The organism is Nonomuraea basaltis (assembly GCF_005893125.1).
Classification (GTDB): domain Bacteria; phylum Actinomycetota; class Actinomycetes; order Streptosporangiales; family Streptosporangiaceae; genus Nonomuraea; species Nonomuraea basaltis.
Genome location: NZ_VCJS01000001.1, coordinates 94,683 through 106,881 on the forward strand (window position 1 = coordinate 94,683; position 12,199 = coordinate 106,881).

The 12,199-nt window shown below is 70.7% G+C and carries 15 protein-coding genes; 9 read left to right on the plus strand and 6 right to left on the minus strand.

The window, feature by feature from the left end:
• Positions 1 to 90: 90 nt before the first annotated feature.
• Positions 91 to 1,803, minus strand: a complete 1,713-nt coding sequence (locus EJK15_RS00455) for a hypothetical protein (RefSeq protein WP_138708312.1) — start codon at positions 1,801 to 1,803, stop codon at positions 91 to 93.
• A 58-nt stretch (positions 1,804 to 1,861) separates the two neighbouring features.
• Positions 1,862 to 2,578 carry an IclR family transcriptional regulator gene (locus EJK15_RS00460; protein ID WP_138708313.1) on the minus strand — a complete coding sequence of 239 codons (717 nt, stop codon included), beginning with the start codon at positions 2,576 to 2,578 and terminating at the stop codon, positions 1,862 to 1,864.
• A gap of 66 nt (positions 2,579 to 2,644) precedes the next feature.
• Between EJK15_RS00460 and leuC the strand changes: the two genes are divergently transcribed.
• The 4 genes from leuC (at position 2,645) to EJK15_RS00480 (ending at position 5,310) form a co-directional block, all read left to right on the plus strand.
• Positions 2,645 to 4,030 (plus strand): 3-isopropylmalate dehydratase large subunit, encoded by a 1,386-nt coding sequence (gene leuC, locus EJK15_RS00465; RefSeq protein WP_138708384.1) that lies wholly within the window; start codon positions 2,645 to 2,647, stop codon positions 4,028 to 4,030.
• A gap of 76 nt (positions 4,031 to 4,106) precedes the next feature.
• Positions 4,107 to 4,694: a 3-isopropylmalate dehydratase small subunit gene (leuD, locus tag EJK15_RS00470; RefSeq protein WP_138708314.1), complete on the plus strand. Its 588-nt coding sequence runs from the start codon at positions 4,107 to 4,109 to the stop codon at positions 4,692 to 4,694.
• The gene (locus EJK15_RS00475) at positions 4,673 to 4,903 is read left to right on the plus strand and encodes an SCO5555 family protein (protein ID WP_138708315.1); all 231 of its coding nucleotides are present in this window, start codon (positions 4,673 to 4,675) and stop codon (positions 4,901 to 4,903) included. Before leuD ends, EJK15_RS00475 begins: the two co-directional genes overlap by 22 nt.
• Positions 4,904 to 5,010: 107 nt before the next feature.
• Complete coding sequence (locus tag EJK15_RS00480) at positions 5,011 to 5,310, plus strand: HU family DNA-binding protein (protein ID WP_138708316.1); 300 nt, start codon at positions 5,011 to 5,013, stop codon at positions 5,308 to 5,310.
• A 47-nt stretch (positions 5,311 to 5,357) separates the two neighbouring features.
• Here the strand turns inward: EJK15_RS00480 and EJK15_RS00485 are convergent, their stop codons facing one another.
• Positions 5,358 to 5,564: a hypothetical protein gene (locus tag EJK15_RS00485; protein WP_138708317.1), complete on the minus strand. Its 207-nt coding sequence runs from the start codon at positions 5,562 to 5,564 to the stop codon at positions 5,358 to 5,360.
• Positions 5,565 to 5,620: 56 nt separating this feature from the next.
• Here EJK15_RS00485 and EJK15_RS00490 point away from each other — a divergent pair, with 56 nt between their 5' ends.
• Entirely contained in the window at positions 5,621 to 6,823 is a 1,203-nt protein-coding gene (locus EJK15_RS00490; protein WP_138708318.1) for an MFS transporter, read from the plus strand.
• 24 nt (positions 6,824 to 6,847) lie between these two features.
• Here EJK15_RS00490 and cofC read toward each other — a convergent pair whose 3' ends face one another.
• Positions 6,848 to 7,483, minus strand: coding sequence for a 2-phospho-L-lactate guanylyltransferase (gene cofC / locus EJK15_RS00495; RefSeq protein ID WP_138708319.1), 636 nt, complete (start codon positions 7,481 to 7,483; stop codon positions 6,848 to 6,850).
• 74 nt (positions 7,484 to 7,557) lie between these two features.
• Here cofC and EJK15_RS00500 point away from each other — a divergent pair, with 74 nt between their 5' ends.
• From EJK15_RS00500 to EJK15_RS00510, 3 genes are all read left to right on the plus strand, one after another.
• Complete coding sequence (locus EJK15_RS00500) at positions 7,558 to 8,268, plus strand: lysophospholipid acyltransferase family protein (RefSeq protein ID WP_138708320.1); 711 nt, start codon at positions 7,558 to 7,560, stop codon at positions 8,266 to 8,268.
• Between the two features lie 4 nt (positions 8,269 to 8,272).
• The gene (locus EJK15_RS00505) at positions 8,273 to 9,283 is read left to right on the plus strand and encodes an NAD(P)H-dependent glycerol-3-phosphate dehydrogenase (protein WP_138708321.1); all 1,011 of its coding nucleotides are present in this window, start codon (positions 8,273 to 8,275) and stop codon (positions 9,281 to 9,283) included.
• Positions 9,284 to 9,347: 64 nt separating this feature from the next.
• A complete protein-coding gene (locus tag EJK15_RS00510) occupies positions 9,348 to 10,442 on the plus strand; it encodes a D-alanine--D-alanine ligase family protein (protein ID WP_138708322.1) in 1,095 nt (364 codons plus the stop codon).
• A 13-nt stretch (positions 10,443 to 10,455) separates the two neighbouring features.
• Here EJK15_RS00510 and EJK15_RS00515 read toward each other — a convergent pair whose 3' ends face one another.
• Together EJK15_RS00515 and EJK15_RS00520 are read right to left on the minus strand one after the other, a co-directional pair.
• Positions 10,456 to 10,887, minus strand: coding sequence for a DUF3515 family protein (locus EJK15_RS00515; protein ID WP_138708323.1), 432 nt, complete (start codon positions 10,885 to 10,887; stop codon positions 10,456 to 10,458).
• Between the two features lie 13 nt (positions 10,888 to 10,900).
• Entirely contained in the window at positions 10,901 to 11,134 is a 234-nt protein-coding gene (locus EJK15_RS00520; protein ID WP_138708324.1) for an Lrp/AsnC family transcriptional regulator, read from the minus strand.
• A gap of 47 nt (positions 11,135 to 11,181) precedes the next feature.
• On the opposite strand from EJK15_RS00520, the gene EJK15_RS00525 reads away from it, so the two are divergent.
• Complete coding sequence (locus EJK15_RS00525) at positions 11,182 to 12,150, plus strand: thiamine-phosphate kinase (protein ID WP_138708325.1); 969 nt, start codon at positions 11,182 to 11,184, stop codon at positions 12,148 to 12,150.
• Positions 12,151 to 12,199 lie beyond the last annotated feature (49 nt).

The window sequence follows — 12,199 nt, forward strand, 5'->3', positions numbered from 1 at the left end:
GCGGCCCACAGCGCGCACGTATCGGCGCCCGGCCCTGTGAACCGGAATGGCGAAGGCCCCCGCCGCGGATGGCGAGGGCCTGGGTGGACGTCACATAGAGCGCGCCTTGAACAGCGCGCGCCGCGCCGTCTTGGCCACCTGCTTGTCCGGGTGCACCTGCGAGATCAGATCCAGCAGCTCCTCCACGTGCGCGTGCGGGATCTTCCAGATCACCTCCAGCAGGCTGTTGACCATGTCGGGCCCGATGTCCTGCAGGCTGCTCACGAACTCCGACCGCCCCAGCCCGGCCGAGATCGTCCACATGTCCAGGATCAGCCAGTGCGTGTCGTCCTGCGTCGGCTCGGGCGCTCCCTCGACCTCCAGCTGGCTCAAATGGGTGGCCGCGTACGGCCGCAGCGACGGCTGTTTGAGCGCCGCCTGCCAGGCCGGGATCGCCGCCTCGCCCAGCGTGCCGACCACGCTGGCGGCCTGCACCCTGATCAGTGCGTCGCTGTCGTCCTCGGCCGCCGCCTCGAGCAGCTCCTCGGCGGCCTTGGCCGGCTCGCGCAGCCGCATCCATGCCGCGAACTCCGCGTCGGCCTCCTCCTCGGGCAGCTCCGCGCTGAGCACCAGCAGCTCGTGGGCGCTCATGGACTCGATCGCGGGCCGCGCGTCCACCTCGATGTCGGCGTCGTCCACGAGGTGGACGACCCCCTCGGTGCCGAGCGGCGTGAGGCTGATGGTCCGGCCCTGGACCTCGACCATGCCGTATCCCACGAGCCAGTCGATCGCGGGCGCCAGCGGGTCGCCCGCCGCCTCCCACGCGTCCGCGCCCAGCTCCTCGTCGAGGTCGGCGGCGGCCTCGGCCAGCTCCTGCGCCAGCTCGTCGAGGTCGCGCGAGCCGCCCGCGAGCAGCAGGCGGACCAGCACGCCCCGCGTCAGGCCGGACAGGGCCATGGTGAGATCGTCGTCGGGCAGCTCGGGGTCGCCGTAGTCGACCGAGTGCAGCCCGAGCATCCACGCGTCGAGCACGTCCTCGTCGTCGTCGAACGGCCACTCCGAGGTGTCGTCCTGGACCGCAACCGTGCTGCCGTCGCCCGGCTCAAGGAACTCCAGGTCCACGGCCAGGTTCCAGATGTTCCACAGGTATGGCACGGCCTCGGCGATCGGGCCGTCGGTCTCCGGCGTGGGCAGCCCGACGGCCGCCAGCGCCTCCTCCACCTCCGCGTCGCTGAGCAGCGTGTCCTCGCCCACCCGGCGGCCCGACCCCACCCACAGGGCCAGGTCACGGGCCTTGGCGACGAGCGGCGCCTGGCGGGCGGCCGCGGCCAGCTCTGCGTCCGGCCGCAGCCTGATCGTGTCGAGCTCGGCCAGCTCGTCGGCGAACAGCTCGAAGTCGCCCAGGTCTCCGGCCTCATCCTCCACGTCGTCGCCCTCGGTGTCCTCCAGGAGCTCCTCCATGAGATCGACGAACTCGTCTTCGACGTCGTCGAGCTCGGCCTGCAGATCGGCGAGGGAGTCCGAGCGCTGGGTCAGCCTGCCGGTCTGCGAGAGGAACGTGAGGTACGCGTCCACGGCCGGGAGCATCCCGTCGGCGGCCGCGTCGGGATCCTCCACGACCTTGGGCATGCGGTCGAGCAGCAGGTTGCGCAGGTCAGCGCGCTTCCACGTGCCGAGATCCTGCGAGAAGGCGAGACGGTGCCAGAGTGCGGCAGGCCCCACGAGCTCGGGGTCGCTTCCCGGCGCGTTGGCGCGTGCCCACATGATGAACTCTTCGAGCAGGGGTCGCAGCTCAGTGGCGGCTACCTCGATGCGATCTGTCACGCACACAGGCTAGTGCGCCCGCGAGGCAGTCGGCTCCCCAAATACATCCTTTTGCTGATCATGACGTGCGGCGCATGGCCTCCGTGATGCGTTCGGCGGCCGCCATGACGGGCACCGCGTGCAGCCGGCCCGGCGCCCTCGTGAGCCGTTCGATGGGTCCGGAGACCGACACCGCGGCGATCACCTTCCCGCCGCTACCCCTTATCGGGGCGGAGACGCTGGCCACACCCTGCTCGCGCTCGCCGACGCTGTGGGCCCACCCGCGGCGGCGTACGGAGGCGAGCGTGGCGGCGGTGAACTTGGCCCCGCGCAGGCCCCGGTGCAGCCGGTCGGGCTCCTCCCACGCCAGCAGAATCTGCGCCGCCGAACCTGCCGTCATGGGCAGCGCCGAACCCACCGGAACCGTGTCACGCAGGCCGCTGGCCCGCTCCGCCGCGGCCACGCACACCCGCTCATCGCCCTGACGGCGGTAGAGTTGCGCACTCTCCCCGGTCAGATCCCTCAGCTGCGTCAACACGGGCGCGGCCACCGCCAGCAGCCGGTCCTCGCCGGCCGCGGTGGACAACTCGGAAAGCCGCGGGCCCAGCACGAACCTGCCCTGCGTGTCACGGGTCACAATGCGGTGGTGCTCGAGAGCGACGGCCAGCCGGTGGGCGGTGGGACGGGCCAGACCGGTGGCCTGGACGAGCTGCGCCAGTGAAGCGGGTCCCGCTTCGAGGGCATTGAGTACAAGAACCGCCTTGTCGAGTACTCCGACTCCGCTAGAGTTGTCCATACACCGATACTGCAGTCTCGACATATGAGAAAGCAAGTCGGAGGAAGTCTCGAGGAGGAGATCAGCATGGGCCGCACACTGGCCGAGAAGGTCTGGGAGCAACACGTCGTCCGGCGTGCCGAGGGCGAACCTGACCTGCTCTACATCGACCTGCACCTCATTCACGAGGTGACCAGTCCGCAGGCGTTCGACGGGCTCCGTCTCGCCGGCCGGAAGGTGCGAAGGCCCGAGCTCACGATCGCCACCGAGGACCACAACGTGCCGACAGTGCTCGGCCCGATCTCCGACCCTGTCTCCAAGACGCAGGTCGAGACCCTGCGCAAGAACGCCGCCGAGTTCGGCATCAGGCTCCATCCGATGGGCGACGCCGGCCAGGGCGTGGTCCACATCATCGGCCCGCAGTTCGGCCTGACCCAGCCGGGCATGACGATCGTCTGCGGCGACTCGCACACCTCGACGCACGGCGCGTTCGGCGGCATCGCGTTCGGCATCGGCACCTCCGAGGTCGAGCACGTGCTGGCCACGCAGACGCTGCCGGCCTACCGGCCCAAGACGATGGCCATCGAGGTCTCCGGCGAGCTGCCCCCCGGCGTCACGGCCAAAGACCTGATCCTGGCCATCATCGCCAAGATCGGCACCGGCGGCGGCCAGGGCTACATCGTCGAGTACCGCGGCGAGGCCGTGCGCAAGCTCTCCATGGAGGGCCGCATGACGGTCTGCAACATGTCGATCGAGGCGGGCGCCCGGGCCGGCTTGATCGCGCCGGACGAGACCACGTTCGCCTACCTCAAAGGCCGCCCGCACGCGCCCGAGGGTGAGGCGTGGGACCAGGCCGTCGAATACTGGAAGTCGCTGCGCACCGACGACGACGCCGTGTTCGACAAGGTCGTGGAGATCGACGCCGCGACGCTGACTCCGTACGTCACGTGGGGCACCAACCCGGGCCAGGGCCTGCCGCTGGGCGACTCCGTCCCGAGCCCCGAGTCCTTCGCCGACCCGGTCGCGCGCTCGTCCGCCGAGCGGGCGCTGGAGTACATGGGCCTGACCGCGGGCACGCCGCTGCGTGAGATCGAGGTCGACACGGTCTTCGTCGGCTCGTGCACCAACGGCCGCATCGAGGACCTGCGCTCGGCCGCCGAGATCCTGCGCGGCCGCCAGGTCAGGACCCGCACGCTCATCGTGCCCGGCTCGATGATGGTCAAGCTGCAGGCCGAGCAGGAGGGCCTGCACGAGGTGTTCAAGGCCGCGGGCGCCGAGTGGCGCGAGGCCGGCTGCTCGATGTGCCTGGGGATGAACCCCGACACGCTCCAGCCCGGCGAGCGCAGCGCCTCGACCTCCAACCGCAACTTCGAGGGCCGCCAGGGCAAGGGTGGCCGTACTCATCTGGTGTCGCCGCAGGTCGCCGCCGCGACCGCGGTCACCGGCCGCCTGACCGCTCCCGCGGACCTCTAGCGCGCCGTCGCGCTCAGGCGGCCAGGCCGCCTGACCGACGCGCTCCCCATGTGCAGACCTGTAAGGAAAGAAGCTGATGGACGCCTTCACCACCCACACCGGTACGGCGGTGCCGCTGCGCCGCAGCAACGTCGACACCGACCAGATCATCCCGGCCGTCTGGCTCAAGCAGGTCAGCCGCACCGGCTTCGAGAAGGGCCTGTTCGCGGCCTGGCGCGAGGACCCGTCGTTCGTGCTGAACGACCCCTCCTACGAGGGCGGCACGATCCTCGTCTCCGGCCCCGACTTCGGCACCGGCTCCTCGCGCGAGCACGCCGTCTGGGCGCTGCAGCAGTACGGGTTCCGTGTCGTGATCGCCGCCCGCTTCGGCGACATCTTCCGCAACAACTCCACCAAGATGGGCCTGCTGCCGGTCATCCTGCCCGACGACAAGGTCGAAGCTCTGCAGTCGGCCGTCGAGGCGGACCCCAAGCTGGAGATCACCGTCGACCTGGGAGATCGCCAGGTCCGCTGGGCGGACGAGGCCGTGCCGTTCGAGATCGACGACTACACCCGCTGGCGGCTCATGGAGGGCCTCGACGACATCGGGCTGACCCTGCGTCACGCCGACGATGTGGCGGCGTACGAGAATGGTCGGCAGCCATGGCTGCCGACCACCGTCTAGAAGACGACGAACTGGCGCGGCGGTTGCGCGAAGCGCACCGCCGTGTCCGCATGCTGCCCGCGAGCGATAAGGAGCGGCTGGCCCGCCGCTATCTCGCCATCTGCGATCTGGCAAAGCGCGATCCTGAAAGGGCCGCCGCCCGCCTCGAAGCGTTTCTGACCTGCCTCGACGCAGCCCCCGACACGCCACGTAATGAGGAAACACGCTAGGTGATTGAGTTCCCCCGCGATCCCGCCTACTTTCGAGCGCGTAAGGGGTTTCTACGTCGAACTCGTGAGCTGGAACCCTGAGCCGTAACTGGGGGAGCAGGACTTTCATGAACAAGCGAGAACTCGTCGAGGCCATCGCGGACCGGGTGGGCGACAGGAAGACGGCCACCGAGGCCGTGAACGCGGTCATCGACGCCGTCCAGAAGGCCGTGGCGGGCGGCGACAAGGTCTCCATCACGGGCTTCGGCGCGTTCGAGATGGTGCACAAGCCTGCCCGCACGGCCAGGAACCCGTCCACCGGCGCGGAAATCAACGTCCCGGAGAGCTGGGGGCCCAAGTTCCGCCCCGGCTCCGATTTCAAAGAGCTGGTCAATCAGGGTGGCAAGAAAGTCGGAAAGAAGAAGTAAATCAAGCGGACGGCCACGCCCGGGCTGAACGGCCCGGGCGTCCGCATTCACGGGTTCGGGACCGGGAACGTCGAGAGCGTGATGTAGGTGATCTCCCCGCCAGACATCGCCAGGTTCACCCGCTGCCCCGTGCGCAGCAGCCGCAGCGGGCCGGCGTCGAAGGCAGGCGTGCCGAACTCCAGCACGGTCCCGTCGTCGAGGAAGACCGTGCCCGAGCGGGTGGCCTCGTCGAAGCTGCGTACCGTCGCCTGCACGCAGACCAGCCTAATTGGTTTGCCTCCGACCGGCGAGCGGGCGAGGATCGCGAGCCATGGAGCGTCCGGGGGACCTGTGGCGGTTCGCGGGGGCGAACGGCATCACCCAGCTGGGCACCCAGGTCACGATCGTCGCGCTGCCGTTGACCGCCGTGCTGACGCTCGACGCCGGCGCCATTGAGCTCGGCCTGCTGTCCGCCGCCCAGATGGTCGCGTTCCTGCTGATCGGGCTGCCCGCCGGGGTCTGGGTGGATCGGATGCGCCGCCGCCCGATCCTCGTCTGGGCCGACCTGATCCGCGGAGCGGCACTGCTGACCGTGCCCCTGGCCGCCTGGCTGGACGGGCTCACGCTGCCACACCTCTACGCCGTCGCGCTGGTGCTGGGCGTGGGCACGGTGTTCTTCGACGTGGCCCAGATGAGCTTCGTGCCGGCGATCGTCCCGAAGGAGCGGCTCGAACGCGCCAACGGCCGGCTGGAGGTCACCAGGCACGTCTCCGTGCTGGCCGGGCCGGACGTGGGCGGCTGGCTGGTCACCGCGCTCACAGCGCCGTTCGCGCTGCTCGCCGACGCGGGCGCCTACCTCGTCTCTGCGCATCTGCTGTCCGGCATCAGGGCCGAGGAGACACCTTCCCGGGAGAGAACCAGGCGGTTGCGCTCCGAGATGGCCGAGGGCGTCGCGTTCGTCGTCAAGGACCCGGTCCTGCTCAGGGTCGCGATCGGCGGCGCGCTCACGAGGGTCGCGCTGGGTGCCTGCGCGGTCGGTTACCCGCTCTATCTGGTGGCGGAGCTGGGCGTCGACGCCACCACCTACGGTCTGCTGCTGTCGGCCTCCGCCGTCGGCGCCCTGGCCGGCGCGACGGTGGCGGCCCGGGTGACGGCCAGGCTCGGCATCGGCCCCACCCTGTACGGCTCCGCGCTGCTGACCATGGTGCTCTGCCTGCCCGCCGTGGCCACCGGACCGGGATGGCGGCTGCTGGCCTTCCCCGTCTTCTCGGCACTGGCCGGCGGCGCCGGCGTGGTGTTCAACATCGCCCAGCTCAGCCACCGCCAGCGCATCACCCCCGAACGCCTGCTCGGCCGGGTCAACGCCAGCATGCGGTTCCTCATGTGGGGCGCGATGCCGGTGGGCGGACTGGCCGGCGGTGCGCTGGGGGAGTGGCTCGGCGGGTACGCGGTCTTCGCCGCCGGCGTCGCGGGACTCGGCCTGTCGTACCTCGCCGTCGTCCTGGCCCCGCGGATCGCGCGGACGACCACCTGATGAACGGGCCTCAGGTAAGGGGCCTCAAGGCGCCGGCCACAGCTCCGCGACCACCGCCGCCGTGTGCCTGCCCAGCCCGAGCGCGATCGCCGCGCGCAGGTCGTCGGGCGTGTCCACGTCGCGCCTGACCGACTCGATCCCCGGCACGCACAGCTCCTTCGCCCCGCCGGCCAGGTGCTTGGCCCGCGACTCCCCGCCGAACCTCGGCGCGAACGGCATGCCGGGACGTACCCCGTAGAAGGTCGTGCCGACGTCGAGCGCGTCGGGCACGAACGACTGGTCGAACTCGCCCGCCGCCGCCAGCGCCACGCCCAGCTCGGCCGGCCGCAGGGCGGGCAGGTCCGCCTGGAGCGCCCCCACCGCGTCGCCGGGCGCGACCCGTACGGCATGGGCGGCACCCCTGCGCAGGGCGGTGTTCAGGCCGCGGTCCGGGTCGGTCACCACCTCGGCGCCCAACGCCGCCAGCGGCCCGGCGGCGGCGGGGTCGGCCGTCACCACGATCACCCGCGCCACCCGCGGGCACGCGAGCGCCGCCGCAACGGTGTCACTGGCCACGGCCACGGCGAACTTCGTACGATGCGGTCCCGTCGCGGCGGCCAGCCGGGTCTTCGCCGCGACCAGCGTCTTCACCGGAATGACCAGTGACCAGCGGATGCTCATACCCTTAAGCATCCCGCCTCGACATCCCATGCGGCCAACCGGGAGACTTGGGGCGCATACTGGAGGAGGAAACCATGAGCCGCCCCACGCGACCATCGCGTTTCTGGGAAACCCTGGCAGTAGTTATCGTGAAACCGCTGTCCAGGCTCCTGGTGAAGAGGGACTGGCGCCATGGCGAGCGCATCCCGCACACCGGCGGCGTGATCATCGCGACCAACCACCTCTCCTGGACGGACCCGGTCCTGCTGTCGCACTTCCTCTACAACAACGGGCGCTGGCCGGTGATCCTCGCCAAGGCGGCCCTGTTCAAGGTGCCGTTCCTGGGCCGGGCCGTGACGGGCCTGCTGGCCATCCCCGTCCACCGCGGCAGCGCCGAGGCCGCCAAGTCGCTGCGCGCCTCGTCCCAGCGGCTCCACGACGGGTGCGCGATCCTGTTCTACCCCGAGGGCACCTGCACCCGTGACCCGAACCTCTGGCCCATGGTGGGCAAGACGGGCGCGGCCCGGCTGGCGCTGGAGAGCGGCGCCCCGGTCATCCCGCTGGCCCACTGGGGGGCGCACGAGCTGCTGCCGTACGGCGAGAAGAGGCCCCGGCTGTTCCCGCGCAAGACGTTCCGCGTGTCGGTGGGCCCGCCCGTGGACCTGTCGAAGTACGAAGGCAAGCAGCCGCACGCCGATGTCCTGCGCGAGGCGACGGCCGACATCATGGCGGCGATCACCGAGCAGCTGGCCGAGCTGCGTGGCGAGAAGGCCCCCGAGATGCCCTACGATCCCGCCAGGCGGTGATGGCATGACAAAAGTGGCCGTTTTCGGCACAGGCTCGTGGGGCACCACGTTCGCCATGGTCCTCACGGAGGCCGGCAACGAGGTCACGCTGTGGGGGCGCAGGCAGGAGCTGGTCGACGTGATCGACCGTTCCCACATGAACACCGACTACCTGCCCGGCGTGGCCCTGCCGCCCGCGCTGCGCGCCACGACGGACCCGGAGCGGGCGCTCGACGGGGCGGACTTCGTGGTGCTGGCCGTGCCGTCGCAGCTCCTGCGGCCCAACCTGGCCGTCTGGCGCGCGCACATCCCGCCGGAGGCGGTCCTGGTCAGCCTGATGAAGGGCATCGAGCTGGGCACGACCAAGCGGATGAGCGAGGTGATCCGCGAGGTCGCCGAGGTGCCGGAGAAGCGGGTCGCCGTCGTGTCCGGGCCCAACCTGGCCAAGGAGATCGCCCAGCGCCAGCCCGCCGCCACGGTCGTGGCCTGCACGGACGAGTCCGTCGCCGAGCGCCTCCAGGCGGTCTGCCACCTGCCGCCGTGGTTCCGCCCGTACACCAACCCCGACGTGGTCGGCGTCGAGCTCGGCGGCGCGGTGAAGAACGTCATCGCGCTGGCCGTCGGCGTCTCCGCCGGCATGGGCATGGGCGACAACGTCAGCGCCATGCTCATCACCAGGGGGCTGGCCGAGATCTCCCGCCTGGGCGCCGCACTGGGGGCCGACCCGCACACGTTCGCCGGGCTGGCCGGGATGGGCGACCTGGTCGCCACCTGTACGTCGCCGCTGTCGCGCAACCGCACGTTCGGCGAGAACCTGGGCCGGGGCATGACGCTGGCCGAGGTGGTCGCCGCCACCAAGCAGACCGCCGAGGGCGTGAAATCCTGCGAGTCGGTGCTGGCGCTGGCCAGGAAGCACGACGTGGAGATGCCGATCACCGAGGTCGTCGTCGGCGTCGTCCACGACGGCATGTCGCCGGCCGAGGCCGGGATGCTGCTCATGTCCCGTTCGCCCAAGCCGGAGCGCTACGGAGTGTGATGGAGTGCGCTGCGCGGCGTGCTTGGCTCGCTGTGGCGTGGACACCCCGGTAGATTCGGACACCATGAGCAAGCCACGCGTCGCCGTCGTTTTCGGAGGTCGCAATTCTGAGCACGCCGTGTCCCTGATGGGCGCGGGCAGCGTGCTGGAAGCGATCGACAGGAGCAAGTACGAGGTGATCCCCATCGGGATCGCCCAGGACGGCAGGTGGGTGCTGGCCGCGTCCGACCAGCGCTACTCCATCGAGGCCGGCGAGCTGCCGGCCGTCGACACCTCGGGCGCGGCGCTGGCGCTGCCCTCCGGCGGCAGCTCTTTGGTGGCGTACGACCCGGGCAGCATCCCCGTGGAGCTGGGCTCGGTCGACGTGGTCTTCCCCGTGATGCACGGGCCGTTCGCCGAGGACGGCACGATCCAGGGGCTGCTGGAGATGGCCGGGGTGCGCTACGTCGGCTCCGGCGTGCTGGCCAGCGCCGTCGGCATGGACAAGGCCCACATGAAGACCGTGATGACCGCCGCGGGGCTGCCGACGGGCCGCTACGTGGTCGTACGCGACCGGGACTGGCGGCTCAACCGCGAGCTCGTGCTCAAGGAGGCGGAGGAGCTGGGCTGGCCGGTGTTCGTCAAGCCCGCCAGGGCCGGCTCCTCGCAGGGCATCTCCAAGGCCCACGACCGCGCCCAGCTTGAGGAGGCCGTCGAGGTCGCCAGGCAGCACGACCCCAAGGTGCTGATCGAGGCCGCGATCGCGGGGCGCGAGATCGAGTGCGCGGTGCTGGAGTCGCTCGGCGACGAGCCGGCCGCCGCGTCGGTGCCCGGCGAGGTGAAGGTCGTGGAGGGGCACGAGTTCTTCGACTTCGAGGCGAAGTACTACCCCGACCAGATGTCGCTGACCGTGCCCGCCGACCTCCCGGCCGAAACTGTCGAGGAGCTGCGGGCGATGGCCGTGCGGGCGTTCGAGGCGCTCGACTGCGAGGGGCTCGCACGGGTGGACTTCTTCTACACGCCCGACGGCAAGCTGATCTTCAACGAGATCAACACGATGCCGGGGTTCACGGCGCTGTCGGTGGCGCCGCAGCTCTGGGCCGCCTCGGGCCTGCCATATCCGGCGCTGGTCGACCGGCTCATCCAGCTTGCGATGAACCGGCGGGCGGGCCTGCGGTGAGTGTCGCCCGCCTTCAGCCGGGCTGCGCCGAGATCTGGCCGATCGGCTTCGACAGGTCCGCGAGCACCTCGGCGGCCGTGTGCTCGCCGCCGACCGTGACCTCCACGTAGGCGGAGTCGGTCACGGCGGTGAACAACGCGGGCTTCTCGGGATCGGCGAACCAGCCCACCCCGTCGATCTCCTGCAGCTGGTCGGTCGGCGCCATCCTGGCGGGCCTCGGCACGCCGCAGCGCAGCGCGATGACGCCGTCGCCCCAGACCGCGACGTACGGCGACTCGGGCGTGGACGTGCCACGCGGCGCCCCGTTGAGGGTCTGGGGGAGCAGCGTCGCCAGCTTGTCGCAGGCCGCCACCGCCGGGCCCTGCGGCACGGGCGGCTCGACCTGTACGGTGCCGCCGCAACCGGCGACTGCTAGGAGAACGAGCAAGACGGCGGCGGCACGCATGCGACGACTACCTTCAGATATGGACGATCGGACACGTAAGCGTACGTGTGATCCCCTCCACTGCCTGAATCTGTGCGACGACGAGCTTGCCCAGCTCATCGACGTTGCGGGCCTCCGCGCGGACGATCACGTCGTAGGGACCCGTCACGTCCTCAGCCTGAGTGACGCCGGGAATCCCGGAAATCTCGTGAGCCACGGCGGCGGCCTTGCCGACCTCGGTCTGAATAAGGATGTAGGCCTGCACCATTACGTCCTCCCGGGCGATTGGATCACGCCGAAGGGCCACCGTACCCTGTGTGCGTCAGGAGGTGCGTCATCACAGTCGGAGATCTCGGCGAATTTGGTGTGGTAAATCGTATTATCGGACGTCTTCCCCAGGGCGAGGTGGTAATGCTGGGCCCGGGCGACGACGCCGCAATGATCAGTGTGCCCGACGGGCGCGTGGTGGTTTCCACGGATTTGCTGATCGAGGGCAGGCACTTCCGCCGCGACTGGTCCGGCGGCTATGACGTGGGCCGCAAGGCCGCCGCCCAGAACCTCGCCGACGTGGCCGCCATGGGCGCGAGGCCGACGTCCATCGTGGTCGGGCTGGGGATCCCGCCCGACCTCCCGGTGGCATGGCTGGACGCGCTGACCGACGGGTTCCGCGACGAGTGCGCCGTGGTCGGCGCGAGCGTGGCCGGCGGCGACATCACCCGGTGCGACCTGGTGGTTCTCGGTGTGACGGCGCTGGGCGACCTGGGCGGGCGGCCTCCCGTGACCCGCGCGGGAGCCGCGCCGGGGCAGGTTGTGGCGGTCGCGGGCCGGCTCGGGTACGCCGCCGCCGGCTGGGCGCTGCTCGCCGCCGGCGCGCCGGCGGACTCCTCCGCACTCCAGGAGGCCGTGGCCGGGCACCGGCGGCCCTGCCCCCCGTACGCGGAGGGGCCGCGCGCGGCCGAGCTGGGCGCGAGCGCGATGCTCGACGTCAGCGACGGTCTGCTGCAGGACCTCGGCCACGTCGCCAAGGCCAGCGGGGTGCGGATCGAGCTGGATCCGCAGGCGTTCGTGGTCGGCGAACCGGTGGTGGCGGCGGCAAAGGAATTGGGGCTCGATCCGCTGGAGTGGGTTCTCACGGGTGGCGAGGATCACGCGCTCGCGGCGGTGTTCCCTTCAGAGGTACGGCTGCCGCCGTCGTGGCAGGTAGTGGGCCGGGTGGTCGCGGGCGAAGGCGTTGTGGTGTATGGGCGCGAGATGGGGCAAGGCGGATGGGATCACTTTCGGTGATGACTTGTCCCGATTTACGTGAAAATTGCCCGGTTTAGGGTAGGACTAG

Bases quoted from the DNA above. Each gene is read 5' to 3' on its own strand.
- EJK15_RS00460 (WP_138708313.1), bottom strand. From the start codon at position 2,578: ATGGACAACTCTAGCGGAGTCGGAGTACTCGACAAGGCGGTTCTTGTA.
- leuC (WP_138708384.1), top strand. From the start codon at position 2,645: ATGGGCCGCACACTGGCCGAGAAGGTCTGGGAGCAACACGTCGTCCGG.
- leuD (WP_138708314.1), top strand. From the start codon at position 4,107: ATGGACGCCTTCACCACCCACACCGGTACGGCGGTGCCGCTGCGCCGC.
- EJK15_RS00475 (WP_138708315.1), top strand. From the start codon at position 4,673: ATGGCTGCCGACCACCGTCTAGAAGACGACGAACTGGCGCGGCGGTTG.
- EJK15_RS00480 (WP_138708316.1), top strand. From the start codon at position 5,011: ATGAACAAGCGAGAACTCGTCGAGGCCATCGCGGACCGGGTGGGCGAC.
- EJK15_RS00490 (WP_138708318.1), top strand. From the start codon at position 5,621: ATGGAGCGTCCGGGGGACCTGTGGCGGTTCGCGGGGGCGAACGGCATC.
- cofC (WP_138708319.1), bottom strand. From the start codon at position 7,483: ATGAGCATCCGCTGGTCACTGGTCATTCCGGTGAAGACGCTGGTCGCG.
- EJK15_RS00500 (WP_138708320.1), top strand. From the start codon at position 7,558: ATGAGCCGCCCCACGCGACCATCGCGTTTCTGGGAAACCCTGGCAGTA.
- EJK15_RS00505 (WP_138708321.1), top strand. From the start codon at position 8,273: ATGACAAAAGTGGCCGTTTTCGGCACAGGCTCGTGGGGCACCACGTTC.
- EJK15_RS00510 (WP_138708322.1), top strand. From the start codon at position 9,348: ATGAGCAAGCCACGCGTCGCCGTCGTTTTCGGAGGTCGCAATTCTGAG.
- EJK15_RS00515 (WP_138708323.1), bottom strand. From the start codon at position 10,887: ATGCGTGCCGCCGCCGTCTTGCTCGTTCTCCTAGCAGTCGCCGGTTGC.
- EJK15_RS00520 (WP_138708324.1), bottom strand. From the start codon at position 11,134: ATGGTGCAGGCCTACATCCTTATTCAGACCGAGGTCGGCAAGGCCGCC.